26 protein-coding genes are annotated in these 26,908 nt (G+C 68.0%); 15 read left to right on the top strand and 11 right to left on the bottom strand.

Annotated elements, in window-relative coordinates:
- Positions 1-89: 89 nt before the first annotated feature.
- Positions 90-4,301, top strand: a complete 4,212-nt coding sequence (locus tag G9C85_RS16855) for a PAS domain S-box protein (protein WP_166042140.1) — start codon at positions 90-92, stop codon at positions 4,299-4,301.
- Between the two features lie 46 nt (positions 4,302-4,347).
- Here G9C85_RS16855 and G9C85_RS16850 read toward each other — a convergent pair whose 3' ends face one another.
- Positions 4,348-4,923 carry a DoxX family protein gene (locus tag G9C85_RS16850; protein ID WP_166042138.1) on the bottom strand — a complete coding sequence of 192 codons (576 nt, stop codon included), beginning with the start codon at positions 4,921-4,923 and terminating at the stop codon, positions 4,348-4,350.
- A 125-nt stretch (positions 4,924-5,048) separates the two neighbouring features.
- Positions 5,049-5,585, bottom strand: coding sequence for a peptide-methionine (S)-S-oxide reductase MsrA (gene msrA / locus G9C85_RS16845; protein ID WP_166042136.1), 537 nt, complete (start codon positions 5,583-5,585; stop codon positions 5,049-5,051).
- Positions 5,586-5,747: 162 nt separating this feature from the next.
- On the opposite strand from msrA, the gene G9C85_RS16840 reads away from it, so the two are divergent.
- Positions 5,748-6,026: a hypothetical protein gene (locus G9C85_RS16840; RefSeq protein WP_166042134.1), complete on the top strand. Its 279-nt coding sequence runs from the start codon at positions 5,748-5,750 to the stop codon at positions 6,024-6,026.
- Between the two features lie 37 nt (positions 6,027-6,063).
- Here the strand turns inward: G9C85_RS16840 and G9C85_RS16835 are convergent, their stop codons facing one another.
- Both G9C85_RS16835 and G9C85_RS19030 read right to left on the bottom strand, forming a co-directional pair.
- Complete coding sequence (locus tag G9C85_RS16835; RefSeq protein WP_166042132.1) at positions 6,064-6,468, bottom strand: hypothetical protein; 405 nt, start codon at positions 6,466-6,468, stop codon at positions 6,064-6,066.
- A 1-nt stretch (position 6,469) separates the two neighbouring features.
- Positions 6,470-6,838 (bottom strand): ArsR/SmtB family transcription factor, encoded by a 369-nt coding sequence (locus G9C85_RS19030; RefSeq protein WP_369680838.1) that lies wholly within the window; start codon positions 6,836-6,838, stop codon positions 6,470-6,472.
- Between the two features lie 100 nt (positions 6,839-6,938).
- Between G9C85_RS19030 and G9C85_RS16825 the strand changes: the two genes are divergently transcribed.
- The 7 genes from G9C85_RS16825 to G9C85_RS16795 all read left to right on the top strand — a co-directional run bounded on the left by G9C85_RS16825 (position 6,939) and on the right by G9C85_RS16795 (position 13,693).
- The gene (locus tag G9C85_RS16825) at positions 6,939-7,769 is read left to right on the top strand and encodes a CPBP family intramembrane glutamic endopeptidase (RefSeq protein ID WP_240148936.1); all 831 of its coding nucleotides are present in this window, start codon (positions 6,939-6,941) and stop codon (positions 7,767-7,769) included.
- A gap of 212 nt (positions 7,770-7,981) precedes the next feature.
- On the top strand, positions 7,982-8,311 hold the full coding sequence (locus G9C85_RS16820; protein ID WP_166042126.1) for a ferredoxin family protein: 330 nt from the start codon (positions 7,982-7,984) through the stop codon (positions 8,309-8,311).
- Positions 8,312-8,549: 238 nt separating this feature from the next.
- Complete coding sequence (locus tag G9C85_RS16815; protein ID WP_166042124.1) at positions 8,550-9,404, top strand: electron transfer flavoprotein subunit beta/FixA family protein; 855 nt, start codon at positions 8,550-8,552, stop codon at positions 9,402-9,404.
- A 2-nt stretch (positions 9,405-9,406) separates the two neighbouring features.
- Complete coding sequence (locus G9C85_RS16810; RefSeq protein WP_166042122.1) at positions 9,407-11,059, top strand: electron transfer flavoprotein subunit alpha/FixB family protein; 1,653 nt, start codon at positions 9,407-9,409, stop codon at positions 11,057-11,059.
- 16 nt (positions 11,060-11,075) lie between these two features.
- The gene (locus tag G9C85_RS16805) at positions 11,076-12,749 is read left to right on the top strand and encodes an FAD-dependent monooxygenase (protein ID WP_166042199.1); all 1,674 of its coding nucleotides are present in this window, start codon (positions 11,076-11,078) and stop codon (positions 12,747-12,749) included.
- Positions 12,750-12,755: 6 nt separating this feature from the next.
- Entirely contained in the window at positions 12,756-13,172 is a 417-nt protein-coding gene (locus G9C85_RS16800) for a hypothetical protein (protein WP_166042120.1), read from the top strand.
- An 83-nt stretch (positions 13,173-13,255) separates the two neighbouring features.
- Positions 13,256-13,693, top strand: coding sequence for a universal stress protein (locus G9C85_RS16795; protein WP_166042118.1), 438 nt, complete (start codon positions 13,256-13,258; stop codon positions 13,691-13,693).
- Positions 13,694-13,723: 30 nt separating this feature from the next.
- Here G9C85_RS16795 and G9C85_RS16790 read toward each other — a convergent pair whose 3' ends face one another.
- A complete protein-coding gene (locus G9C85_RS16790; RefSeq protein WP_166042116.1) occupies positions 13,724-14,929 on the bottom strand; it encodes an inorganic phosphate transporter in 1,206 nt (401 codons plus the stop codon).
- Between the two features lie 162 nt (positions 14,930-15,091).
- Here G9C85_RS16790 and G9C85_RS16785 point away from each other — a divergent pair, with 162 nt between their 5' ends.
- Complete coding sequence (locus G9C85_RS16785; RefSeq protein WP_166042114.1) at positions 15,092-15,658, top strand: DUF2391 family protein; 567 nt, start codon at positions 15,092-15,094, stop codon at positions 15,656-15,658.
- A gap of 76 nt (positions 15,659-15,734) precedes the next feature.
- Entirely contained in the window at positions 15,735-16,472 is a 738-nt protein-coding gene (locus G9C85_RS16780) for a GNAT family N-acetyltransferase (RefSeq protein WP_166042112.1), read from the top strand.
- Between the two features lie 31 nt (positions 16,473-16,503).
- On the opposite strand, the gene G9C85_RS16775 is transcribed toward G9C85_RS16780, so the two are convergent.
- A complete protein-coding gene (locus G9C85_RS16775) occupies positions 16,504-16,668 on the bottom strand; it encodes a hypothetical protein (protein WP_166042110.1) in 165 nt (54 codons plus the stop codon).
- Positions 16,669-17,383: 715 nt separating this feature from the next.
- Here G9C85_RS16775 and G9C85_RS16770 point away from each other — a divergent pair.
- Positions 17,384-18,316 carry a lamin tail domain-containing protein gene (locus tag G9C85_RS16770; RefSeq protein ID WP_166042108.1) on the top strand — a complete coding sequence of 311 codons (933 nt, stop codon included), beginning with the start codon at positions 17,384-17,386 and terminating at the stop codon, positions 18,314-18,316.
- Between the two features lie 40 nt (positions 18,317-18,356).
- On the opposite strand, the gene G9C85_RS16765 is transcribed toward G9C85_RS16770, so the two are convergent.
- Positions 18,357-19,508, bottom strand: a complete 1,152-nt coding sequence (locus tag G9C85_RS16765) for a hypothetical protein (RefSeq protein WP_166042106.1) — start codon at positions 19,506-19,508, stop codon at positions 18,357-18,359.
- A 113-nt stretch (positions 19,509-19,621) separates the two neighbouring features.
- Here G9C85_RS16765 and G9C85_RS16760 point away from each other — a divergent pair, with 113 nt between their 5' ends.
- Positions 19,622-19,945, top strand: coding sequence for a multidrug efflux SMR transporter (locus G9C85_RS16760; RefSeq protein WP_166042104.1), 324 nt, complete (start codon positions 19,622-19,624; stop codon positions 19,943-19,945).
- Between the two features lie 32 nt (positions 19,946-19,977).
- Here the strand turns inward: G9C85_RS16760 and G9C85_RS16755 are convergent, their stop codons facing one another.
- The 3 genes from G9C85_RS16755 to G9C85_RS16745 form a co-directional block, all read right to left on the bottom strand.
- Positions 19,978-21,801 (bottom strand): helicase HerA domain-containing protein, encoded by a 1,824-nt coding sequence (locus tag G9C85_RS16755; RefSeq protein WP_166042102.1) that lies wholly within the window; start codon positions 21,799-21,801, stop codon positions 19,978-19,980.
- A gap of 141 nt (positions 21,802-21,942) precedes the next feature.
- Entirely contained in the window at positions 21,943-23,346 is a 1,404-nt protein-coding gene (locus G9C85_RS16750) for a hypothetical protein (RefSeq protein WP_166042100.1), read from the bottom strand.
- A gap of 115 nt (positions 23,347-23,461) precedes the next feature.
- Positions 23,462-23,719 carry a hypothetical protein gene (locus G9C85_RS16745; protein WP_166042099.1) on the bottom strand — a complete coding sequence of 86 codons (258 nt, stop codon included), beginning with the start codon at positions 23,717-23,719 and terminating at the stop codon, positions 23,462-23,464.
- 187 nt (positions 23,720-23,906) lie between these two features.
- Between G9C85_RS16745 and G9C85_RS16740 the strand changes: the two genes are divergently transcribed.
- The gene (locus tag G9C85_RS16740) at positions 23,907-24,449 is read left to right on the top strand and encodes a hypothetical protein (protein ID WP_166042097.1); all 543 of its coding nucleotides are present in this window, start codon (positions 23,907-23,909) and stop codon (positions 24,447-24,449) included.
- A gap of 22 nt (positions 24,450-24,471) precedes the next feature.
- Here the strand turns inward: G9C85_RS16740 and G9C85_RS16735 are convergent, their stop codons facing one another.
- Positions 24,472-25,482 carry a BtrH N-terminal domain-containing protein gene (locus G9C85_RS16735; protein WP_166042096.1) on the bottom strand — a complete coding sequence of 337 codons (1,011 nt, stop codon included), beginning with the start codon at positions 25,480-25,482 and terminating at the stop codon, positions 24,472-24,474.
- 169 nt (positions 25,483-25,651) lie between these two features.
- On the opposite strand from G9C85_RS16735, the gene G9C85_RS16730 reads away from it, so the two are divergent.
- A complete protein-coding gene (locus G9C85_RS16730; RefSeq protein WP_166042094.1) occupies positions 25,652-26,866 on the top strand; it encodes an alpha-hydroxy-acid oxidizing protein in 1,215 nt (404 codons plus the stop codon).
- The last annotated feature ends 42 nt before the right edge of the window (positions 26,867-26,908 follow it).

Genomic DNA, 26,908 nt, shown 5'->3' with positions numbered 1-26,908 from the left:
GTGGTAGTTAGTTGCGATTGCTAACAGCAATATGGTGGGTTGGTTCCATCGACGGAAATTTAATACGACGAGGACGAGTACGGCGGTCAATGGGACGGCAATCCTTGTCCATCGACCTCCTGGAGACGCTCCGGACGTTCGAGGAATCTGGGGTTCCGTTGACGACGCCGGAGGTCGCTGAAAGCATGGACCTCGGTCGTCGGACGGTGTACGCGCGACTGGAACGGCTCGTCGAGGAGGGGCGCCTCGAGACGAAGAAGGTCGGTGCGAGTGCGCGCGTCTGGTGGCGACCGGCGACGCGAGGGGAGTCGGAAGCGTCGGACTGGGCGAGGCTCGCGAACTCGCTCGTCGACGACGTCCTCAACGACGTCGAGGTCGGCATCTTCGTGCTCGACGAGGCGCTCGACGTCGCCTGGGTGAACGAGACGACCGAGCGCTACTTCGGACTGCATCCGGAGGAGGTCCTCGGCAGGGACAAGCGGCGGCTCGTCGAGGAACGAATCGGGTCGGTCGTCGAGGACACGGAGACGTTCACCGACACCGTTCTGGAGAGCTACGAGGACAACATGTCCCCCGAACGGTTCGAGTGTCACGTCACCGCCGGCGAGGGCCGCGATGAACGCTGGCTCGAACACCGAAGCACGCCGATCGAGTCCGGCGAGTACGCTGGCGGCCGCGTCGAACTCTACTACGACGTCACAGAACGCAAGCGCGAGGAACGGACGCACCGGGAGTTCGAGTCGCTCGTGGAAGCGGTCGACGAGTACGCGATCTTCACGCTCGACACCGACGGGACGGTTCGAACGTGGAATCCGGGCGCAGAGCGCATCAAGGGCTTCGACGCCGAGGAGATCGTTGGCCAGCACTTCTCGCGGTTCTACACCGACGTCGACCGGGCGGCCGGCGTTCCCGAAGCGAACCTGGCGGCCGCGGAGGCGGAGGGGTCCGTCGAGGACGTGGGCTGGCGGGTGCGCGCGGACGGCTCTCGGTTCTGGGCGAACGTCACGATCACGGCGATCCGGGACGACGACGGCGACCTCCAGGGGTTCGCGAAGGTCACGCGCGACATGACTGACCGCCGCGAGTACGAGCGCGAACTCGAGGAGGAGAAGTCGTTCGTCGAGAGTCTCCTGGAGAACCAGCGCGACGTCATCTACGCGTTCGACGACGACGGCGAAATTCTCCGCTGGAACGAGCACTTCCGGAACGTGACTGGCTACACCGACGTGGAGATGGATGAGATGACGCCGACGGACTTCGTTCCCGAGGCGGACGCCGACCGGGTCGCGAGCGCGATCGAACTGGTGGCGAACGGCGAGTCGGTGACCTTCGAGGCACCGCTACTGACGGCGGACGGTGAGACCATCCCCTACGAGTTCTCCGCGACGCCACTCACGGACGAGGACGGATCGGTCGTCGGGTTCACGGGGATCGGACGGGACGTTAGCGAGCGTCGAGCGAAGGAACGTCGACTGCGCCGGCGACGCGAGGAACTCAAGGAGGAGCTCGACGACGTGTTCCGGCGGGTCGACGACGCGTTCTTCGCTGTCGACGACGACTGGGAGTTCGTCGACGTCAACGACCAGGCGAAGGTCGTCCTGGGGCGGGAGGGAGAGCGTCTCGTCGGGGAGACGCTCTGGGAGGCGTTCCCCGGGGCGATCGATTCGACGTTCTACGAGGAGTACCATCGGGCGTTCGAGACCCAGGAGTCGATGACGTTCGAGGAGTACTTCGAACCGCTCGAGGCGTGGTTCGAGGTCAACGCGTACCCCTCCGAGACGGGACTGTCGGTGTACTTCCGGGACGTCACCGAGCGCAGGGAGCGCGAGCGAGATCTGGAACGGTACAAGTCGATCGTCGAGACAGTCGACGACGGCATCTACGCCGTCGACGAGGCCGGCGAGTTCACACTCGTGAACGGTGCCTACCTCTCGATGACGGGGTACTCGGAGGAAACGATCGTCGGCTCGCACGTCTCGTCGGTCGTCGACGAGGAGACCTACGAGGCCGCGAGTGCGCTCGAGTCCGAACTCCGGTCGGGCGAGCGCTCGACGGCGACGCTCGAGCGCGAGCTCACGACGCCGAACGGGGAGACGTGGGTGGGCGAGGCGACGTTCTCGCTGCTGCCCACCGACGACGGCTACGAGCGGATCGGCGTCGTCCGTGACGTCACCGAACGGAAGCGACGCGAGCGCGAACTCGAGGAGTCCAGGCGGCAGTACCAGACGTTCATCGAGAACTTCCCGAACGGCGCCGTCGCGCTCGTCGACGAGGACCTGCGGTACGCCTCCTTCGGCGGGACGCTGGAGGGCGACTACGACGTCCCGCGGAGTGAACTGATAGGCGGATTCATCGAGGAGGCACTCCCGGAGGCCGTGGCGGACGTCGTCGTCCCGCGCTACGAAGCCGCACTGGACGGGGAGCCCGCCAGTTTCGAGGAGACGGTCGACGGGCGAACGTACCAGTTCCAGTTCGTGCCGGTGCGCGACGACGACGGCGAGACTTTCGCTGCCATGGCGATGAGTCAGGACGTCACCGGCCAGAAGGCGCGCGAGCGCGAGCTCGAATGGCGCATGCACCAGCAGGCGGCGGTCGCGGAACTGGGCCAGCGGGCGCTCGAGTACGGCGACGTGGACGACCTGCTGGCGGACGCAACCGAGCTGGTCGCGGACGTCCTCGGCGTCGACTACTCCAAGGTCCTGGACCTCGCGCCGGACCAGCGGTCGCTCTCCCTCCGCTCGGGCGTCGGCTGGGACGAGGGACTCGTGGGCGACGCGTCGGTGTCCGCGGTCGAGGACGAGTCCCAGGCCGCACACACGCTCGCGACCGAGCAACCCGTCGTCGTCGAGGACCTGGACGCGCACGACGCCATCAGCGGCCCGGAGCTACTCACGAATCACGGCGTCGAGAGCGGCATCAGCACCGTCATCGGGCCGTGCAACGATCCCTGGGGGGTCCTCGGCGCGCACGCCACCGAGAAGCGCGAGTTCGCCGGGCACGACGTCACGTTCCTCCAGTCGGTCGCGAGCATCATCGCGAACGCGATCGACCGCGCGGCCCACGAGGACGAACTCGTCCGGCGTCGCGAGGAACTCGGGGCGCTGAACACGCTCCACGGCGTCGTCGAGGACGTCACGAGCGCCGTCATCGAGCAGTCGACGCGCGAGGAGATCGAGACCACTGTCTGCGAGCGCCTCGCCGCGACGGACTCGTACGCGTTCGCGTGGATCGGCGACGCCAACCCAGCGTCCGAGACCGTCGACGTCCGCGCGCAGTCGGCCGACAGCGACTACCTGGACGGCTTGACGGTGAGCGTCGACCCCGACGACGAACGGAGCGACGGACCGATGGGCCGTGCGTTCCTGACCGGCGACGTCCAGGTGACCCAGGAGATCACCGACGACCCACGCCACGAGCCGTGGCGGGACGCGGGCAGAGACGCCGGGTTCCGATCCGCGGCGGCCATCCCCATCTTCCACGACGACATGACCTACGGCGTCATAGGCGTCTACAGCGACCGCGCGTTCGCGTTCGGCGAGCGGGAACGCGAGGTACTCGGCCGTCTCGGGGAGATCGTCGGGCACGCCATCGCTGCCGCCGAACGCAAGCGTGCACTGATGAGCGACGAACTCGTCGAACTCGAATTCCAGTTGCGGGACGTCCTCGAGACGATGGACGTCTCGGCGGATGGAGACGGTCGCATCGCGATCGAGCACACGGTGCCGACGGGCGATAACGAGTTCGTCGTCTTCGGGACGGTGACGCCCGACATGGTCGGTGCGCTCGCGGAACTGACCGAAGCCCTCCCGCACTGGCGGGACCTCTCTGTCGACGAAGATAGCGACCCACGCGGGTTCGAGGTGACGTTGACGGAACCGCCCGTGCTGTCCGTCGTGGCGTCGCTCGGCGGGTACGTACAGTCGGCGATCATCGAGGACGGTGACTACCACATGACGATCCACCTCGCGCCGTCGGTCGACGTCCGCGAGGTGATCGACGCCGTCGAGGCGGAGTACCCGACGGCGACGATGCTCCGGCAGACCCACATCGAGCGGTCGCGCGAGGACATCCAGCGGCTCGGAGGGCCGCTGCTGTCGGAACTGACGGACAGACAGCGGACGGCGCTGGCGGCCGCGTACCACTCCGGGTACTTCGAGTGGCCGCGCGACGCCACCGGCGAGGACGTCGCCGCGTCGCTGGACGTCGCCGCGCCGACGTTCCACCAGCACCTCAGGAAGGGCGAGCAGAAGGTGTTCGAGTCGCTGTTCGATTCGTCGACGGAGCCAGAGGTGATGCAGTGAGAACGCGAAGGAACGAAGTAAGAGGGAGCGTCCCGCTGAGACCGTCTCAGCCGAGGACGTAGTCGAGACGCGGGTACTTCTCGAGGAGCGTGCGGCCGTCCGCGAACTCGTAGGACTCGACGTACGCGTCGAGGCCGAGGATGCGGCCGGCGCCGAACGCGGCGATCGCGAGGAAGACGACGACGTACGCGAGGTCGCTGTTGACGATGCCGTGCTCGATGCTCCAGTTCCCGAAGTAGAACATCGCCATCATGAACGCGCCCCAGAACGCCGCGAGGCGGACGAGGAGGCCGACGACGAGCCCGATGCCGATGAGGAGTTCGCCCCAAGGCACGGCGAGGTCGACGAACGACACGAACCAGGCGGTCTCGGCCATCCACGCGAACGTCCCCGCGAGGGGGTTGCCGTTGACGGCGGCGACGTTCGCGAGGTAGCCCTGCGCGCTCCAGCCGGCTTCGAGGACCTTCTCGAGTCCGGCCGCGAGGAACGCGTATCCGAACGTGAGCCTGAGTGCGAGAACGAACCACGCGCTCAGGGAGTGGGCCTGGCCGCCGACGGTGATGCCGCCGAGGGTGCTCTCGAACCGGTTCTTGGTCTGCTTGGGGGATTGAATAGATGCCATGTTACTTCAACGATACTACCTACGCTGGAAGACGGTATATAAGAGAACAGCGTTTCTCGAGGGGTGAGAAGTGCGTTAGTGGGTGTCTCGGGTTCGGGAGGGGAAGTCGAGGGCGAGCGGATCGGTCAGTCCGCGGTGACCTCGTCCTCGAACTGCTCGCGGACCTTCTGGATCTTCGGGTCTGCGTGGAACGTGCAGTAGCGGTCGTTCGGGTTCTTCTCGTAGTAGTCCTGGTGTTCTTCCTCGGCCTCGTAGAACGTCTCGAGCGGTTCGACTTCGGTCACGATGTCGTCGTCGTACACGCCCTCGTCCTCGAGGCCCTCGATGAACGCCTCCGTGAGGTCGCGTTGCTCGTCGGACTCGTAGAGGACGATCGTGCGGTACTGCGTGCCGACGTCCGGCCCCTGCTTGTTGAGTTGGGTCGGATCGTGGATGGTGAAGAACACGCGCAGCAGGTCCTCGAACGCGATGACTCCAGGGTCGAACTCGACGCGGACGACCTCGGCGTGGCCCGTGCTCCCCGAGCACACCTCGCGGTACGTCGGGTTCTCGGTGTCGCCGCCTGCGTACCCGGACGTGACCTCGTGCACGCCGTCGAGTTCCTTCATGGCCGCTTCGATGCACCAGAAGCACCCGCCACCGAACGTCGCTGTCTCGCTCATGATCGACGATAGGGGCTTGCGGGGTAAAGGCTTGTCTCGACGGCCGGCCGTTCCGGATTCGACGATCGGTCTCTCGGCGAGCGAGCGACTCGTATACACCGGGAGCGAATCCGACAACGAACTGGGCACCACCACTTACGGGACGGCGACGGACGATTCGGTATGGAGCGTTCTGACTCCTACCGGCGCGAGGTCACGACGATGGTCGAGTCCGGCTGGCAGATCGAGGCGGAGACGCGGGATCGCGTCACGCTCGTGCGGCGCGAGTTCGGCAGTCCGGGCGTCCACATCGTCATCGCCATCTTCACGATCTGGTGGGCGCTGGGCGTCCCGAATCTGCTGTACGCCGGATACCGGTACGTCACGGGCAGCCAGCGCACCGTCGTCTGGAAGGACCGAACCGAGCCCGACGTGGACGAGGTCGCGACCAGCGTGGAGTGAATCGGGACTGCCGGGGAACGGCGGCCGTCGTGCGACTTCACTCGCGCGCGGGAGCGCGGAGCCCGTAGAGGATGCTCGCCATCGCGAGCACCTCGCTCACGGTCCCCCCGATCGAGACGACCGTCTGCGGGAGCAGACTCGCGAGGTAACCGATGCCGAGGACGGCGGGGACGCCGACGAGGAGGACGAACCCGGTGGCGACGAACAGCATCGGGCGGCTCTCGTTGCGCCTGTAGCCCTGGACGGCGACGTACGCGATGACGAGCCCGAGGACGACGGTCACGGCCTCGACGCCGAGGAGCGCGTACTGGAGTTCGGAGAACTCCTCGAGCTGGAGTGCGATCGCACCGAGTCCGTCGCTGATCTGGCGTGCGTGCGCACCGTCGGTCGCGTGGAGCGTGGGAGTCGTGCTCGGATGGAGCCTGAGAGTAGCGATGGTCATGTTACATGTCCTCGATGATGTTCGTGAAGCGGTCGGCCATGGTCTCGGTGCGCTCGACCTCGACGGTGAAGCCGTCGACGTCGAGGTGGACGACGACGCGGTCGACGTTCGCGCGGTAGACGTCGGTGTGGTGGCCGTCGGGGTCCGGTCGCGTCGACGCGACGACGAGGTCGTACTCGCGGAGCGTCTCGAGGCGCCGGTACACGGTCGGCGGCGACGTCCCGAGTGCGTTCGCGAGCTCGTGCGCGCTGCGGGCGTCCTCGTACGTCTCGCGGAGGATGCCGCTGGCGACGTCGTCGGCGAGCGCGTCCGCGACGGCGGCAAAGCCGACGGCGGTCCCGTCGCCCGGAGTCGGTCCGTCCTCGCTCACGGCCAGTATCTGTTCCCCCAGTAGAAATAATCGTACCGACGACTTCTCGCGGTGAAGTCGCGGAACCCGGTTCTTGTACCGCCCCGTCGAAGCCGTTCGTATGGCCCACCAGACCGACGCTTCGGCCCGAACTGCATCGACTTCGACGTCCTTCCTCAGGCGGACGGCGTGGATGCTGCTCTTCGGCGTCGCCGGACTCGCCGGCGTCGCCGCGACGGCGGCGCTCCAGTTGACGATCGACCCGACGATCGCGGAGCGAAGCGGGCTCCCGGCGGACGCGAGCCTCCCCGTGGCGGTCGCGCTCTCCATCGCGACGCCGGCGGTGCTCGCCGTCGTCGCGACGGTCGTCGGGACCGCGACCGCGCCGCGCGTCGGGTTCAGGTCGTTCGTCCACGACCACGCGACCGACGGGCGTCGGGTGTGGTCGCGAGTGCGCGAGTCCGCACCGCGGGCCGTCGTCGTCGGCCTCGCGACCGGCGTCGGCATCGTCGCACTCGACGTCGTCCTGACGGCCGTCGTCCCATCGGCGGCACCGACCGGCGCCAGCCCCGGTTCGGTCGCGCTCGTGCTGGCGAGCGCACCCGCACGGTTCCTGTTCGGGGGGCTGGCGGAGGAACTGATGCTCCGCTGGGGGCTGGTGTCCGCGATCGCGTGGGTACTGGCCGCCGTCGTCCCCGGAGATCGGCGTCGCGCGGTCGCGTGGACTGCGGTCGTGCTCGCCGCGCTCGCGTTCGGCGCCGCGCACCTCCCCCAGGCCGCGGCGAGCATGGACCTCACGCTCCCCGTCGCCGCGCGCGTCGTCGCCCTGAACGCGATCGCAGGCGTCGTCTTCGGGTGGCTGTTCATCGAGGACTCCCTGGAGGCGGCGATGCTCGCGCACGCGAGTGCGCACGTCATCTTGCTCGGGACCGCACTCGTTGGCGTGGCCTGAGGTCGCCGTAACTCGACTGATCGGGGCCGTGCTGGCCGGCGGGGGCCGACCAGCTGTGGCCTCGAGGGAACCGGGACCTTCAGGGTACCTGGGTCCGGATATCGAGACGTCATAGAGCTGGCCGAACGGCGACGATGCGACGCCGGCTTGCGGTCCACCCCGTCGATGGGGTCGAAGTTTTAAGTAGTAGGGTCGAGTGGTGTTAGGTATCAATGGCCATTGACCCGAACTTCGAGCAGAACCGGGACGTCGTCGAGCAGCACGACGGACACGACGTCTGGGGACCGGTGGACGAACCGGAGGAACTCGGCATCCACGGAACCCACGTCGCGGTCGACTTCGACATCTGTATCGCCGACGGCGCATGCGTCGAGGACTGCCCCGTCGACGTCTTCGAGTGGGTGGACACGCCCGACCACCCCGAGAGCGAGATCAAGGCCGACCCGGCGAACGAGAGCCAGTGCATCGACTGCATGCTCTGCGTCGACGTCTGTCCCGTCGACGCCATCGACGTCGATCCCGGACGCGCCGGCCGGAGCTAGCGACCGCGGTTCGTTCTCCGACGAGCACGCTCGTCCTCGAACGACTGTTCTAACAATCGAAGACGGATGCCACGGGACCGACGACCGCCCCATCTCGTTGACGTGAAGCATCACTCTCTCGCGAACGACTAGCGGCAAAAACCGGTGCCGCCGCGGCGTTGTCCCATGGGATTCACCGACACAGTCATAATCCCTCCGTACGCCGTGCTAGGTGAACCCACTCAAGGTGATTCATGAGATGTATTCTGTCGTACTGACGAAAGGGGTCCCCGACTTCCGCGAAGGGGTGGTGTCGTTCGACGAGGACGGCCATCTCGAGCGTGGGGAGACGCCGACGGTGATGAACCCGAACGACAAGCACGCGGCGCGTGCGGCGCTCCAGACGAAGATCCGGAACGGCGGTCGCGTGAGCCTCATGAGCATGGGGCCGCCGGGGTACGGGGACGTGCTCCGCGAGGGCATGGCGGACGTCTACGGCGACGACTGCTACCTGCTCTCGGACCGCGAGATGGCGGCCGCGGACACGTGGGCGACCGCGATCACCGTCGCGACCGGCCTGAAGAACCTGGAGGAGACGCCGGACCTCGTGTTCGCGGGATTCAAGACCGCGGACGGGGAGACCGGCCACACCGGCCCCCAGGCGGCGTGGTGCATGGACTGGCCGATCCTCACGCACGTCATCTCGCTCGACGTCGACGCCGACGCGGGCACCGTACGCGCGAAACGACTCGTGAAGGGCGACGTCGAGGAGATCGAGACCGTCGAGACCGACCTCCCGGCGTTCGTCGTCACCGACCCCGAGTTCGAGCCGACGTACCGTCGCGCCGAGCACCGCCTCCTGCACAAGGACCTCCGCGAGGAGACCCAGGAGCGCGCCGAGGACCACGAGGACGTGATGACGGTCTGGGACCACGAGGACCTGAACCTCGACCCGGACTTCATCGGCCTCGACGGGTCGCCGACGATCGTCGGCGGCGTCGACCCGATTCCGAAGGCGCCGAGCGAGCGCGAGGCGACGGACGTCGACCCTACCGACTCCCAAGGAATGGAGCAGGTCGTCGACGAACTCGCGCCGTACGCGGGGGGTGACTAGCGATGGCCGTGTTCGACCCGAACGACTTCGAGATCAGCGAACTCGGCCCGAAGGTGAAGGACGTCGACGACCCCGAGGACCTGGAGGAGGTCCTCGAGCGCGAGAAGGAGGGGAAGAATCGCGCTGGCGTGAAGACCCTCGTCCAGAGCCGGATCGACAAGCTCCACGACGAGGACGAGGACGCGATCGACTACGACGAACTCGACCCGGGCGAGTACACGGTCGCTGAGATGGCGAACCTCGTCCGGGACGTCGACGACTTCGAGGTCCTGGAGGGCCTCATGGAGCGGGAGGAGGCGGGCCAGGACCGATCGACGGCGAAGGACCGCATCCAGGCCCGCATGGACGACCTCCAGTCCAGCGAGGGCGACGGGGAGGCGGAGTACGTTCCGCCGGAGGAGAAGTACCCGGAGCTCGACCACCCGACCGAGGACAAGCAGTACGTGCACGGCCTCGAGGACGGCGACTACCGCGACATGTGGGTGTACTGCGAGACCCAGCAGGGCGAACTCGTCGACGTGAGCCTCGAGATGCTCGGGAAGGCCCGGCAACTCATGGACGACTACAACGACCAGTACGACGAGGACGAGCGCGTCGTCGCGGTCCTCGTCGGGGACGACGTCGAGGGGCACGCGGAGGACTGCATCGCGCACGGCGCGGACCTCGTCGTCGTCCACGAGGACGACCGGATGGATCGGTTCCTCCACAAGCCCTACAGCGAGGTGTTCTGTGACGTCGCGCGCGGCGACGACCACGAGTTCGGTCGCGAAGACCGCCCGAGCCGCGACTGGCACGACTACGACGAACCGCGGTACGTGCTGTTCCCCGCGACGAACAACGGCCGCGACCTCTCCGCGCAAGTCCAGGGCGAGCTCGACTCGGGGCTCGCGAGTGACTGCTCGGGATTGTACATCGAGGACACCGTCATCTCGAACCCGGCGAAGACCGGCGGGGAGGGCAAGCGCGAGTTCGAGCGCGTCCTCCACATGAAGCGGCCGGACTTCTCCGGGTTCGAGTACTCGACGATCCTCTGCCTCGACAAACCCCACCGTGAGTTCCACCCGCAGGGCGGGAGCGTCATCCCCGGGAGCTTCGACGTCCCCGACCCGGACCCCGAGCGCGAGGGCGAGGTCGTCCACAGCGACCTCGACGCGCCCGACGAGTGGTTCCGCGTCGACGTCGAGGACCACGACACGCTCGACGAGGGCGTCGACCTCACCGGGTACGACGTCGTCGTCGCGCTCGGTCGCGGCATCGGCGACGACCCGACGAAGGGGATCGAACTCGGCCTCGAACTCCGGGACGCGTTCGAGGACGCCGAACTCGGCCTCTCGCGCGGGGTCATCACGTCCTCGTACAGCTTCGACGGGCACGTCGAGCAGTACGTCGGCGAGGACCGACAGATCGGCGAGTCCGGGCAGGTCGTCGAACCCGACGTGTACGTCGCCGCCGGCATCAGTGGCGCGATCCAGCACAAGGTCGGCATGGACGAATCCGACACGATCATCTCGATCAACACGGCCCCGGACGCGGACATCAAGGACTTCTCGGACTACTACGTCCAGGGCGACCTCTTCGAGGTGCTCCCTCGACTCACGGAGGCCGTGGAGTCGGGCGAACTGCGACTCGACGAACTGGCGGCCGGAGACGACTGACGATGCGGACAGCCAAATCATGACCAGAGAACACTACGAAGCGGTCGTCGTCGGGTGCGGTCCCGGCGGCGCCGCGGCGGCGGCGGTACTGGCCGACAACGGCGTCGAGACGCTCGTCCTCGAACGGGGCGTCGAAGCCGGGTCGAAGAACGTCTCGGGGGGCCTCATCTACGCAGAGGAGTCCGCGCCGTACACGATCGACGACCTCTTCCCGGGATTCCGGGAGGCGGCCGCGGAGCGCCCGATCACGGAGTACCACATCCACAACGTCGCCGGACGGCACGTGAAGTCCTACGACATCACGGACCTCCACGACCACGACACGGAGTGGTCGGACGCGGTCCTCCGCCGGAAGATGGACTCGTGGCTCGAGCAGCGCGTCCACGAGCGAACGCGCGAGACCGGCGGTGGCGTGGTGACGGGCGTGCACGTCGACGGCCTCCTCGAGGAGGACGGCGAGATCGTCGGCGTGACGTGCGAGGAACTCGACCCGATCGAGGCGGACCTCGTCGTCGCCGCGGACGGCGTGAACAGCGAACTGGCGCGCGACGCGGGCCTCATGGACTGGGACGAACCCGAGGAGTGGTTCCAGGGCGTGAAGGCCGTCGTCGACCTCCCCGACGGCGCGGTCGAGGAGCGGTTCGGGATCGGCGAGGACGAGGGCGCGGCCCACCTGTTCTCGGGCGACCTGTTCGAGGGCGTGCGCGGCGGCGGGTTCCTCTACACGAACGAGGACACGCTCTCGGTCGGGACCGTCTTCCACCTCGACAGCCTCGTCGCGGAGCAAGCCGAACCACACGAACTGTTGGACGCGCTCCTGACGCACCCGATGCTCGCGGAGTACTTCGACGGCGAGTACGACGAACTCGAGTACTCGGCGAAGCTCGTCCCGGACTCGAAGAAGGTCGCGCACACGAGCCCGCATCGCGGCCGGCTCGTGCTCGTCGGGGACGCCGCCGGCCAGATGCAGGCCCAGGGCCCGATCATCAAGGGGATGAATCACGCGGTGACGGCTGGCGCGCTCGCCGCGGAGGCGTTCGTCGAATCCCGCGCCCGGAAGAGCCGGAAGTCCGAGCCGACCGCGGGCGCGCTCTACGAGCGCAAACTGAACGAGGAGGGCGTGATGGGCAAACTCCGCCCGAAGCGCTACGAGGTCGCGTCGGCGCTCGGCGAGCACGACGCCGTGACGAACCTCACTGACGCCGTCCTCACGTCCGCGGTCGGTCGCTTCGGCGTGAAGGTCGCCGACGACCTCGGCGTCATCGAGTCCGCGTACTCGTCGCCGTTCATGTCGATGCTGATGCCGGACACGAAGACGCCGTACGTCACGCTCCCGACGGTCATCGGCGAGGTCCTGGGCGACCGCGTCACCGTCGAGTCCGAGGTCGAGCCGCCCGAGCTCGACGACCGCATCGGCGACCTCACGTACGACGTCGGCGACCCGCACATCGAGTTGCTCGACGAGTCCTACGAGGCCAGCGGCGCGGCGGTCTCCGCGTGCCCGGTGAGCGCGCAGGACTTCGGCGGCGGCTGCTATCGCTCCGAGACCGTGAAGCAGAACGGCAGCGAGGAGCGCGTCGTGAGCCTCGACACCCAGCCGTGCGTCGAGTGCGGGACGTGCGCGATCGTCGCCGACACCGACTGGGACCACCCCGCGGGCGAGAAGGGCGTCGAGTTCAAGCAGGGGTGAGGCGGGATGGTCGACGCCTCGACGGACGACCGCGCTGACGCGACCGCGAGCGAGCCGACGGACTACGAGGCGCGCGCGTTCGCACTCCGCGATCGCGCCGTCCAGGCTCGCGACGCGTTCGACCCGCCAACGGGGTCGCTCGACCGCGACCGAGCGGTCGAATTCGCCCGCGACGGCGTCGGCGAAGCCGCCGCCACGTACATCGACGCCCGAACGGAGGACTCGTGGGTGTACTTCGAGCCGGAGGCGTTCGACGCCCTCGAGACCGGCCTGAACGCGTACCTCGAACTGTTCGCGGCGTGCTACGGCGTCGACTGCAATCCCGACGTCACCGTCCGCACCGCAGCGGAGACCCTGCTCGACACGCACGACGCCGTCGACACCGCGGCCGTCCTCACTGGAGTCGACGAAGTCAGGGACTGACCTGCAATCTTCCCCCACGACGGCCCGCCGTTCGATGGCGGCTTCCGGGGGATTACTTGTACCCACCGCCACGAATGACCGGTATGGCTCCGTCGCACGTCCTCGTCCCGCTGGACGGGTCGCCGCTCGCGGACGCGGCCCTTCAGCACGCACTGGAGACGTTCGAGTGTCGGACCACCGTATTGAACGTCGTCACGCCGCTGGACGCGTCGATGAGCGAGGGCGGCCTTCTGGGAGACGTGGTCGACGAGGATCGGGAGGCGGCCGCCGAGGAACGCGCGAACGACCTCGTGAGTCGGGCGACCGAGACCGCGGCAGCGGTCGGCCGGAGCGTCGAGACCACCGTCGAGTCCGGCGAGCCCGCAGAGACCATCGTCGCGTACGTCAGCGACCACGACGTCGACCACGTGGTAATGGGCGGCCACGGCGGGCGAACGGGGCTCGCGAGCAGACTGCTGGGAACCGTCGCGACGACCGTCGTGGCGGAAGCTCCGACGACCGTCACCGTCGTCCGCGAGTGACCAGCTCCGGGATTCGTTCGCGTTCGTCGATCAAGCCCCCAGTACCGCCGCGAACAGTCGGTAGAGGCCGAACCCGACGGCGATGCTCGAGAAGAGCGTGAGGATCCAGAACGCGACGGTCGTGAGGAGCTTCTGGCGGGAGACGCCGGCGGAGCCGCCGGCGAGGCCGCCGCCGATGACGCCGCTGATGATGATGTTGTTGAACGAGATCGGGATGCCGAGGACGATCGCGGCCTGCGCGATGACGAATCCCGGGACCAGTGCGGCGATGGAGCGCCGAATGCCGAGTTGTGCGTACTCGCGACTCGTCGCCTGCAGGAGGCGGGGTGCGCCCATCCACGCGCCGCCGAGGATGCCGACGGACCCGAGCGCGAGCAGGACGATGCTCGGGAGGCCGAGTTCGACGCCGTAGAGGTTCTCGAGCGGGCCCGTCGCGAGCCCGACCTGACTGCCGCCGCTGGAGAACGCGACGATGCTCCCGAGCACGAGCAGGAACGTCTTCACGCCCTCGTCGACGGAGGCCTGCGTACGGCGGCGGATGAACTGGAAGCTCGCGGCGGCGAACGCGAGCGTGATCGCGACCGCGATGACGTCCACGCCCGCGACGGTCGTCGACTCGACGAAGCTCGCGCCGTACGCGGCGAGACTCCCCTGGTCGGCGTCGCCGGACGCGGGGATGATGCTCAGACGAACGTTCGCAACGATGCCGCCGACCAGCGCGGCGAGCAGCGGGATGCCGACCGTGTCGGGGACGTCGTCGCGACGCAGGAGCGTCGCGGTCAGGTACGCGAGCCCGCCCGAGACCGGCGGGACGAGCACCCAGAACGTCGCGATGCGCTGGTACGTGCCGAGCGCGGGGTCGCCGCCGAGACTGAGTCCGACGCCGACCATCGCGCCCGTCGTCGCGAACGCCGCCGGAACGGGGTAGCCGGTGTAGATCCCGAACGCCATGAACCCGGTGGCGGTGAGGAGGCCGGCGGTCGCGGCGAGGCTCGTGATGGCGACGCCGTCGATGAGGCCCGCACCGACGGTCTCGGAGATCGCGCCCCCCTGCGTGAGCGCGCCGAGCGCGGCGAGGATGCCGATGAGGAACGCGGCGCGCATCGTGCCGATGGCGTTCGCGCCGATGGCGGGCGCGAACGGCGGCGAGTTCGAGTTCGCGCCGAGCGCCCACGCGGTGACGAGGCTGGTGACGGTCGCGAGCGCGACCAGCGCCCAGAAGACGACGTCTACCACGCGCACCACCGGGCTGCGGTCGTCGGTGGAACCGCGGGCATGGTTGCCGCGTCGCCCGCCCGCGTCAAGTAGTTATCCCCGGTGGGTTCGCGGCGAGGCGTTCTCGCCAGTGGGTTCGCGCCGGGCCGTGGTTTTTTCTCGCCCCCCGACGGTGGAGTGTCCATGAGCGAGGAGCGAGCGGACGGCAGCGACCCCGACGGCGACATCGACGACGTGTTCGACGAACTGGAGGCCCTGGAGGACCTCGTGGACTCCGAGGCCGAACAGCAGCAGGTCCGCGAGACGATGCAGGCGCTCCGGCGGAGCCGGAATCGACCGTTCGTGCGACTCCGAAGTGGCTTCGACGGGCGCGACGTCGGCGAGGCGGTCGTCGGGAGCTTCGTCTTCGGCATGCCGATGGTCGTCGAGGAGGGGACGCTCGAGATCGGGAGTCACATCGCGGCCAGCCCCCTCCTGTACGTCCCGACCGTCGCGCTCGGGTTCGCGACGGTGTACGGCATCCTCCACGCGGCCGAGTTCGAGAAGATCGAGGAGGACCTCATCGCGGACACGGTCCCGCTCCGCATCGTCAGCATCCCGATCATCGCCATCGTGATGGCGCTGTTACTGATGACGATGTGGGGGCGCGTCGACTGGTCGACGCCGACGGTCGCACTCGGTCAGGTCACCATCACCGCGATCGTGATGGCGGTCGGCGCGTCCATCGGCGACATCCTGCCCGAGAGCTAGGGTGGACGCCCGTGGTCGTTCTCGAAGCGCTGCGAACGGGACAACAGTCAAGTAACGCCCCGTGGTAACAGCCGGCATGGAACTAACTGGCAAACTCGAGTTCGATCACGCGGACCGCGAAGCGATCTACGACTACGTCGAATCGCACGGGACGGTCCGGTACGAGAAGCTCCGGAAGGCCCTGGGCCTCGACGAGCGCGCGTTCGGCCACCACGTCGCGATCCTGAAGCGAAACGGCGTCCTGGAGGAGTCCGATCGCGATCACCTCCGTATCGCGTTCGAATCCGGCGCGGAGGAGGAGTTCGAGACGGACGAGGTAGCGTTCACGATCCGGCAGGCCCGCGAGGCGGACCTCACCGGACTCGTCGGCGCGATGCGTCGCACCGTCGAAGGCGGGGACTACGTCGAGGCCGAGTCCGTCGCGCACATCCTCGAGGAGGAGGGCGTCCTCCTCCGGCACAACGAACTGGAGACGCGACTGTTCTTCGTCGCGTGCGTCGACAGCGAGGTCGTCGGGTGGGTACACATCGCGCACCCGGAGGTCGAGAAGCTGAGTCACACCGCCGAACTCACCGTCGGCGTGCTCGAAGCGTACCGTGGGAACGGGATCGGCTCGCACCTCCTGGAGCGCGGGGTCGAATGGGCGGCGAGCACCGGGTACGAGCGCCTCTACAACTCGGTACCGTCGACGAACGAGAACGCCATCGAGTTCCTCGAGGCCCACGGCTGGGAGACGGAGGCCGTCCGCGAGGACCACTACAAGATCGAGGACCGGTACGTCGACGAGGTGATGATGGCGAAGCACCTCGAGTGAGCGCCGTCGCACGGTCTCGGTAATTCGTCGTTCACGGTAACTCGTCGGTCGCGTCCGGGAGCGCGTCCGCCACGACGCCGTCCCGACGCGCGAGCACGCGAGCGTGCGCCGCACACACCACCCTGTTCTCGGCCCACGGGACGTGCAGCTCGAACGCCGCCGTCCGCTCGCAGTCCGGTTCGCTACACGTTGGCACACTCTAGCCGTCGACCCCCGGGGTAACGAACCTTCCCCCGCTAGCCCGACGCCGCGCTCCCGGCCACCGATTCCAGTCGTCGACCGACCCCGGTGCGTCCGCCGTTTGTCACAGCCAGCTGACTCGAACCGGCAGCGTCCCGTCGCACCGCACCCGGACCGGTCGACGGGGCGACCCCACTACGTCCGCCGTTCGACCCGCACGCACCCACAGAACCACGAAGTCCGCCGCTGGGCTGCCCTCTGGGCGTCGCGGTAGACACCGTCACGTCCGCAGTAGCATCGCCGTGGCGTCCGATCGGCCAGCGGAGCGACACAGTACCGGCACCCACATCCGTGAGGTCCGGACCGTCCCAGTTAGCGCTCGACCACGCACACCGACGCCGACCTCCACGATGTCCGCTGAAACGGCCCGCTGAACGCATCGAGACGGTCGAGAACGCCATCTCTATTCGATACCAGACCCCGGAACGTCCCCGCTGGGAGCGCCGAAACGAACCCCGCCACGTCCGGAGTTCTGAGCGCGCGACCCCGCCGCTAGCGCATCGAACGGCCGCCAACGGACCCCGGCATGTCCGCAGTAGTTGGTGCGCGAACAGGATTCGTCTGCGGGCAGGATTCGTTCGCGAACAGGAACCGATCGCGAACGCGCACTCGCCACTCGCCATCGCCAGCAGGCCGGTACACTCTTTCGACGTCGACCCCAGGACACACGCATGAACGGTCGGCCAACCGTCGCGGTCGTCGTCGCACTCCTCGTCGTGCTCTCGGGCTGTACGTCCACAATCGGGAGCGACCCCGCCGACGACGGCCCTGCCGGAACTGCGACCGAGTGGACCGTCGAAGTCGTCGAAGTCGTGGACGGCGACACGCTCAAGGTCCGCTTCCCGGACGGCCGCGTCGAGAACGTCCGCCTGCTCGGCGTCGACACGCCCGAAGTCCACACGGGCGTCACGCCCGACGAGTTCGACGGCATCCCCGACACCGAGGACGGCCGCACGTGGCTCCGGGACTGGGGCCACCAGGCCAGCGAGTGGATGATACAGCGCGTCGCAGACGCCGAGATACGGATCGCGACCGACCCAGAAGCCGACCGCCGCGGATCCTACGGCCGCCTCCTCGTCTACGTGTACGCCGACGGCGAGAACGTCAACGAGGAACTCCTCGCGCAGGGGTACGCTCGGATGTACGACAGCGACTTCTCGAAGCGCGACGCGTTCGCGAGCCTCGAAGCGACCGCGATGTCCCAGGACGCCGGCCTCTGGGGGTACACCGACGGCGCGGGTGCCGCGACCGACGACGGCGGCGCCATCGGCGACTTCGGGCTCGCCGTCGCCAGCGTCCACGCCGACGCGGACGGCCCCGACGGCGACAACCTGAACGACGAGTACGTCGTCCTCGAGAACCGCGGGAACCGAACCGTGGACCTCTCCGGGTACGTCGTCCGGGACGAGGCTAACCACGCCTACACCGTCCCCGACGGCGTCGAACTCCGCCCCGGCGAGGAACTCACGCTCTTCACGGGAAGCGGTGAGGACACCGACGACTCGCTGTACTGGGGTGCGTCCAGTCCCATCTGGAACAACGACGGCGACACCGTGTTCGTCGAGACCCCGAACGGCACGACCGTCGTCGAGTACGAGTACTGAGGACCGCGCGCTCGACGTCGCGGACGCACACCTCGCGCGCTCACTCCGGTGCTGACACCTGGATGCGTGGGAAGTAGTTCGTGTCCTTCCGGAACGCCGACAGCGAGTACTCGCCGTCCAACGCCAGCGGCGTGACGTCGGACGGTCGTTCGCCGACGACGACCGTCCCCTGCTCGACCCGGTCTTCGTCCGACGTCCGATAGAGGTAGGCAACGTCGCCCTCCTCTAACGACGACTGCGTGTGCGTGACGAACTTCCGATCCGTCCCCTCCTCGAACACGGAGATCCGCGAGTCCGTCGCGATGAGGCCGCCGGACTCGACGCGCAGCCGAACGAACCGCCGGTCGTCCGTGAGCGACGCCGACGCGGTCGGTCGCTGCTGGCGTGCGGTCGCCGTCCACTCCGGCTCGCTCACCGCGACTGACCCCAGGTCCCTCGTCAGGTATCGGAACGTGTACGACCGGGTGTCGTCCGCGTTCGCGTCGTACACTGTATAGGACGCCTCGAACGACCGGATCACGCCCGTCTCGTCCACGCGAAGCGACGCCGAGTCGACCGCCCGCAACTCGCCCTCGACGTACCCCGGAGCGACGTTCGGCGTCTCCAGCCCGTCCGCCTCGACCGTCCAGATAGCCGGCCGTGCGTCGTTCGTCCGCTCCGGTGACCCCCACGCGGGCGCCGAAATCAGCGGTTCCAACTCCTTGTCCCAGACGATCTCGCGCATCGAGAACCCGCCAGCGTCCCGTCCGTACGTGTACGCGTCGCCGAGGTCCTCGCGCCACAGGCCCTCGTTCCCGGTCCGGAACATGTCGACGAGTCCGCCCTGGTTCCGCGTCCACTGTGCGACCGCCTGCCTGTCGGCGACCGCGAACGTTCGGTCCCACTTCCGGGTCGCTCGCTCGGCGTCCACCTTCGTGTACCGTGCGCGGAACGCCCGACCGGAGAGGGACTGCACGCACGTATCGTAGAGCAACGGACTGACGCCGTCGTCGGCGAGCCCGTACGGATACGACGGCTCGTCCGACCACTCCTCGGTCGTCGTCGACGGCTCGGTCGCGGTCGCCGGTGCGGCCGACCTCGCCGACGCCGCCGTAGTCGCGCTCTGCCGCGTGGTCGTCGTCTCCCCGGCCAATCGCAGACACCCGCCGGTCCCGACCGTCCCCAGGATCCCCAGTACCGCGCGTCGTCTCATGCGAACGACACTACAGCGCGGAGGGGATTAATCCTGACGGGCGCGGACGCCTCCCTCCACGAGACCGCGCGCGCATCGTAGCACGTAACTCGGACCGCGCCCACCCCTCGAGCGTGTCCTGGACGCTCCTCGTCGTCGCCGGCTTGTTCGAGATCGGCTGGGCCATCGGCCTCCAGTACTCCGACGGCCTCACGAAACCAGTACCGACCGCAGCCACGGCCGTCGCGCTCGTCGTCAGCATGATCCTCCTCGCCAGAGCCGTCCAGGACCTCCCCATCGGCACCGCCTACGCCGTCTGGACGGGCATCGGCGCCGTCGGCACCGCGACCCTCGGCGTCGTCCTCTTCGACGAACCGGCGTCGCTCGCCCGCGTCGGCTTCATCGCCGTCATCGTCTGCGGCATCGTCGGCCTCCACAGCGTCAGCGGCGGCGCCTGAGATCACGCCCACGAGCCGCGACGCCGTCGACGCTACCGTCGCGACCGGTTCTTGAGCGGCGCCAGCCCCTCGCGTTCGGCCTTCGTCTCGATGAGGCCCTCCACGTACCGTCGATTAATCTCGTGGCGGCCCTGCTGGTCGCGCTCCAGGACGTTCACCTTCCGCAGTTCGATGATGGCACTCGAGATGTGGTGGCCGGTCGCGTCCACGAGCGGCTCCAGGTCCCGCGTCCGCATCGGCCCGCGGTCGGCGAGCACCGCGATGACGTCCCACGCGTGCTCGCGGCGACAGTTCGACTCGCGGATCGCCGCCTCGACCTTCTCCTCGACCGGCGGCTCGTGGAGCAGGTCGATCGTCGACACCGACTCCAGGCTGCCTGCAGCGTCGTCGTCCTCCGAAAGTCGCCGCTGGAGTTGTTCGAGCGCCATCTCGAGGAACGCGATGCGGTCGGCCTGATCCGAGATGACCTCGCCGTCGTCCGTCTCCGCCTCCAGCTGCTCGGCCTTGTCGCGCTCGTCGCCCAGTTCCGCCCGCATCGACTCGACCTCCGCCTCCAGTTCGTCCACGCGCGTCGCGAGCTCGTCGCGCTCCCCGCGGAGCTCGTCCCTCTCCTCGGCGAGCGTCTCCTTCTCGACCACGAGCGACTCCACGCGGTCCTCGAGGTCGGTCTTCGTCGACGCCAGGTCGTCCAGTCGCTCCTCGAGCTCTCGCGCGCGCTTCCGGAACTCGTTGCGCTCGTGCTCGATCTCCGCGTTCGACTTCTCGCGGTCAGATTTGTCGCCGTCGACCTCGTCCAGCGTCTGCTGGTCCTCGGCGGTCGGCGCAGAGATGCCCGTGTTCCCCGCGATCGCGTCCGCCATCTTGTTCGCTGCCTGCGAGATGTCGCGCGCGTCCTCCAGCTCGTCCTCCAGGGTCTCGATGCGCGTTTCCTTCTTCTCGATCTCCGCCTCCAGCTCCGCGATCCGGTTCTCGTGCTCCTCCTTGTCCTCCGTGATCGACTGGAGGTCCCCGACCAAGTTGTCGCTCACCGACTTCAACTCCGGGCGCTCGAAGTCGTCCAGCCCCGGCGTCGCGCCGGCGTCGAACGTCCGCTTCCGGCGGAACTGCACCGTCCGCAGGTCCGCCTCCGCCCAGTCCGTCTGCATGAACGCCTGCCCGTCGTCGAGGTCCGTCACCTTCTCGGCGTACTCGCTCCCGATGATGCGCCCGACGACGTTCGTGTCGTTCTCCCACGTGAGGCGATGCCAGACGAGCCAGTTCGCCTGCGTGATGAAGTCCTTCTTCACGTCCGCGGGTCGCTGACTGATGCCGACGATGCCCAGGCCGTGCTTGCGGCCGCGCTTCCCGATCTTGATGAGCATCTTCCCCGTCTCGTCCATCCCACCACCCTCCGGGATGTACTCGTGGACCTCCTCGCAGACGAGCAGGAACGGCTTCTTCAGCTTCTTCTCCTTCGCGAACAGGTGCCGCGCCGTCTTCAGGATGAGTTCGTCCGACACGTCGTCGTCGAGGTACCCCGAGACGTCGAGGATGACCGGGATGTTCTCCTCCAGCGCAAGCTCCGCGACCTTCTCGGCGTGCTCGGGCGACACCTGGATGTCGCACTCCTCGTCCGCACCGACGTGCAGGAGCTCGTACTCCTCCTTGAGGCCATAGTACTCGCCCTCGCAGTCGATGATGAGCATCGGGAACCCCGCATCGAGCAGTTCCTCGCAGACGACGCTCGCCGTGTTCGACTTCCCGCTCCCGGACTTCCCAGTGACGAACCCCCGCCCCGTGAGGAGTTCGACGACCGGGAGCTCGACCGGGTCGCCGTCGACCGTCTCACCCACCTCGATGTTCCGCGTCTCACCCATCGACCATCACCCGTTCACCCGACTCCATACCAACGAGACAGACACCCCCTTGGGTTGTATCTTTCCCTACACGAGGTCGCCGTTCGCGACGTCGACCCGCGATTCGGCGGCCAGGCCCCCGAACGCGAACCGCGTTCGCACTCAGACGTCGTAGATGCGGGCCTTCGTCTCCCGGTACTGGTCGGGGATCTGCCCGATCCCCCACCCCTCCGTCGTCGTCTCCACGTAGAAGTACTGGCTGCCGTCGTAGATGTACGAGAACCCCTCGAAGTCCTTCTCCATCAACAGTCCGACGGCCATGTGTCCCGGTGGCTCGAGCAGGACCGCGTTGTAGTTGAACGGCTCGGACTCGAGGATGGACGCGAACAGGATGCTCGTGTCCTCGCAGTCCCCCTTGAACGACGTCAACGTCTCCATGATGAACTTCGTGTAGTCGTCGTACCCCGTCGACACGTCGTCCGAGACGTACGGGAGTCGCTGCACGAAACTCAACGCGAACTGGATGCGCTCGAACTCGCTCGTGAACCCGTTGTTCTCCGCGGCCTCGTAGACGAACTCCGCGATCTCGTTCGCTGCCCCCTCCAGCAGCTCGTACGAGACGTACTCCGCTCGCGCTCGCCCGCGCGACCGACGTTTCGCCGCGACGTACGCGCTGTCGAACGCGAGGAAGCTCACCTCCCACGACCGGCCCTTGGTCCGCCCGCGGAGCGTCTGCACGTACCCGCCCTCGACGGGCTGCCGGTCGAACGCCCTCCCCGAATCCGCCGCCAGTCGCTCCGGTCGGTCCACGCGTTCGAGGAGATCGTCGGCCACCACGAACGGGTCCGTCTCCATCAGCGCGTGGAGGTCCTCGGGATGGATCTCCGTCGGCTCCACGCTCTCGGGCACCACTGCGGCGACGTACTGGAGCGGGACGCCGTCCGGCGCCGCCGACAGGTCCATCGGGACGGTCACGCGACGCGCGCTCGAATCCGGCCGGAACGGCTCGCTCGCGACGCTATCGACGAGGCCGCCTCGCGGGTACACCGACGCGGCGACCACGACCTTCACCGGCGTGTCCGTCGACGGTTCCGTCGGGAACACCGTCGTCGTCACCTCGTCCACGGCGTACCGGTGGACGTGCGTACGGTACTGCCAGAAGTCGTCCGTCACGTACAGCCCCTGTTCCTCGAAGTCGCGACCGGAGACGGCCACGGACGTCGACGTCTCCGTCGCCCTCGAAGTGGACGTCTCCGACGACACCGGCGTCGACTTCCTCGACTCGTTCGACGCCGGTGCGCTCTCGTTCCCCGAGTCGTCCTGCGGGGCCGGAACGACCCTGGACTCGTCACCGTCGGTGCTCGACGCCGTCGACATGGGGAGCAACGAGACGTTCGGAATCACGGCCTCTCGCTGGGCGTTCCCCTCGGACGACACGAAGTCCTCTCTCGCCAGCGGCGGTCGGGAGTCCTCGCGGTCCAGGGCCGGCGCCTCGACGGTGCTGAGGCAACCGCTCGACGCCGCGACCCCCGCCGAGAGCGCGCTCAGGAGACGCCGCCGTCTCATGTTGAAGTTCGATAGCTTCCCGACCAATATAAAGCATGCTGTTATGCAATATCACACCTCCCGGCCGCCCGACCCGTAGGCACCGCATACGTCCAGGCGAGGCGATACGAACCGATTACTGGGCGAGTTCCTTGGACTCCTCGACGAGTCGCTCGAGGTCGTCGACGCGGTCCGTGCGCTCGACGAGGTCGTCGAGGTCGTAGCCGGCGTCCTCCGCCCGCTCGACGAGCTCGCGGAGTTCGTGGGGCGCGACGTCGTGCTCCTCCATGACGTCGCGGATCGCTTCGCGGTAGAGGCCGGACGCGTTGATGTGCGAGTTCCACTTCAGGAACAGGAGGTCCATCTTCTCGACGGTGACCGTCGTCGACTTCATCGCTCCCTCCCCCCGATGGATCGAGTATGCATCAGTACGTTGTATTCGATATCCTATATGTATAAAATTAACTCTTGTGCGACCGTCCGTGCGTCGCTCTCGGCGAGTCGACCGCCGTATCGAACCGTGAGTTCGAGCGAACGTTTTAGCGTGCGACAGGAGACGTCCCCAGACGAGCGACGACGCGATGCAACCCGCACTCATCGCCGAGAACCTGCCCCAGTGGATCGGAGCGCCACTCCTCCAGCTATCGCTCCTCGTCGTCGGCATCCTCCTCGAACGCACGTACGTCAACCGCCTCACGACGCTCGCCGGCGCGCTCGCACTGTTCTCGCACGAACTCCTCGCGAACGAGAACGCCCTCTGGGTCGGCGTCTACCTCGACGTCGGCCTCCTCCTCGGCGTGTACGGCCTCTACTGTTACGTCGAAGCGATCCCCGTCGTCACCCCGGCCGTGAAGCTCGTGTCGTACTTCGCGTACGCGCCCATGACGGTCCTGCTCGTCATCGTCCTCCCGCACTGGCTGTTCCCCGCGGCGCTGCTCGTCGGCGCCGCACTCAACTACAAGCTCGTCGAGGAACTCGCGCCCGCGAAACCGTACTTCTGGGGGAGCGGCGACCGCGAACCCGGCGACGGCATCGACCTCGACGACGTCGAGGAGTACGTCGAACGAACTCGCGAGTTCGTCGAGGACCGCCTGGACGAGTACGGCGGCGACACCGCGCGGTGACCGGTCGGTTCGGCGTCGCGTTCTACAGGCGTTCGTCGAGCGACTCGAACAGCTCCTCCTCGTGCTCGGCGACGGCGAGCATGCGTTCGCTGGCCGCGTCGTACGCGGCCCGGGAGTCGTCCGCGTCGTCGGCGAGGCCGGCGCGCTTGAGGGACTGCCCGATGGCGTGCCAGTCGTCCTCGACGGTGCGCATCGCGTCGACGTCCGCCTCGGTCACCTCGTCGACGACGTCGCTCGCGGTCTCGAGGAACGGCCGGAACAGGCCGCGGAACGCGGCACCGCCCGTGCCGCGCTTCTCGACGTTCTGATACGCGAACCGCGTACACCAGTCGGCGTCCTCGAACTCGGGCCACTCGGGGAGTTCGCGCGCCATCGCCCGCATCCCGTCCAGCCCGTTCGTCCCCGTGCCGGCGTCCGGAATGCCGTCGTAGGCTCGCTCGGGCCGGAGCAAGCCGTCCGCGGTCGCGCGAATGCCGGCGCGCATCGCGTCGGCCTTGGTGGCGTCCGGTTCCCCGCGGAACACGAGGCGCCGACGGTCCAGTTCGCCGTAGAACCCGACGTCGCTACTCCAGGCCGCGTCGAAGTCCTCTCGAGTCACGCGCTGGAGGGACTCGAACTCGCTGTCCGCGACGACGACGCCGGCTTCGTCCACCTCGACGACGACGACGACGTGCGGCGCGAAGTGCACGTCCGAGTCGAAGTACGGCAAGTGATAGATGTCGACGAACGCGAGCACCGGCCGACCGCCGTCGACGTACGCCCTGAGGTCCGCGAACGCCGTCTCGGCGTCGTCGCCGCGGTTGTCGTCCACGTCGACGCCGAGGTGCTCGAAGAACGCCGTCTCCAGCCACGGCGTCCGCCCGACGAACTCCCGGCTCGGCGACCGCTCGCGCTCGAAGTAACTGAACCCGAGGCCGCCGCCGATACCGAAACAGACCGGCTCCGGGAGGTCCCAGGACGCGAACGTCGCGACGTCGAAGAGCGACGTCGACCCACAGTGCGCGCCGGTTTCGTGCGAGAACGCATCCAGCATACGGCAGACGTCGCCCTCGCGTGGCAAGACAGTAGCGGTTCCGCGAGTCCGTGCCGGATCCGTCCCCGCCCAGATTCTCGCCGTCCCCGTTCCCACCGACGCATCGTCGACCCGATCCCTTCCGGGAGCAGTGACAACAACCAACACGTCGGGCTTCGTGGATGGCTGCATGAGCGACGACGACGGATTCGAGGCGTCGACGCCGTACGGCCGGTACCGCCAGACGGAGGTGTTCACCACCGGGATGCTCACCGGCGAGACCCCGGACGTTCCGGTGGCGTACGAGGACCTGAAGGCCGCCGCTGAGGCCGCGATGGACGAGGACGCGTACGGGTACGTCGCCGGGTCCGCCGGCGGCGAGTCGACGACGCGCGCGAACCGGGACGCGTTCGACGACCACCGGCTCGTCCCGCGCGTGCTCCGGGACACCGGCGAACGCGACCTCTCCGTGGAGGTGCTCGGGGAGACGTGGCCGGTGCCGGTCGCACTCGCGCCGATCGGCGTCCAGGGCGTGCTCCACGACGACGGCGACCTGGCGAGCGCTCGCGCCGCCGCCGCGGAGGACGTTTCCTACGTCACCTCGACGCAGTCGAGCTACCCCCTGGAGGATGTAGCGGCCGAACTCGAGGGTAGCGATGCGCCGAACTGGTTCCAGCTGTACTGGTCGAAAGACCGCGACGTCACCGCGTCGCTCGTCGACCGCGCCGAGGCCGCCGGATACGACGCCATCTGCCTGACGCTCGACACGCCACACCTCGGGTGGCGCGAGCGCGACGTCCAGAACGGCTACCTGCCGTTCCTCGACGGGAAAGGCATCGCGAACTACACGAGCGACCCGGCCTTTCGCGACCGCCTCGACGCCGACCCGGAGGAGAACCCGCGCGAGACCGCTCGCGAGTTCGTCGACGTGTTCGCGGACCCGACGCTCTCGTTCGCTGACCTCGACTGGCTGTTCGACCGCACGGACCTCCCGGTGGTCTGCAAGGGCGTTCTGCACCCCGACGACGCGCGGCGGTGCGTCGACGCCGGCGCGGACGGCGTCGTCGTCTCGAACCACGGGGGCCGACAGGTCGACCGCGCCGTCGCCGCGCTCGACCAACTCCCGGCGATCGCCGATGCGGTCGCCGACGCGGACCCCGAGGCCGCGATCCTGTTCGACTCCGGGATACGCCGCGGCGCGGACGCCGTCGTCGCGCTCGCGCTCGGTGCAGACGCCGTCCTCCTCGGGCGTCCGTACTGCTACGGCCTCGCACTCGACGGCGAGGAGGGCGTGCGCGCGGTGCTGTCGAACTTCCTCGCGGACCTCGACCTCTCCGTCGCCCTCACTGGACGCGATTCGATCCGGGGCGTCGACGCGGACGCCGTCACAAGCACCGATCCCTGACTCACGTTCCGAGCCGCCAATCTACAGGCCACCGAGAACGGC

This window comes from Halorubellus sp. JP-L1 (assembly GCF_011440375.1).
GTDB lineage: Archaea > Halobacteriota > Halobacteria > Halobacteriales > Natrialbaceae > Halorubellus.
This window is presented reverse-complemented; position numbering and strand designations above follow the sequence as displayed.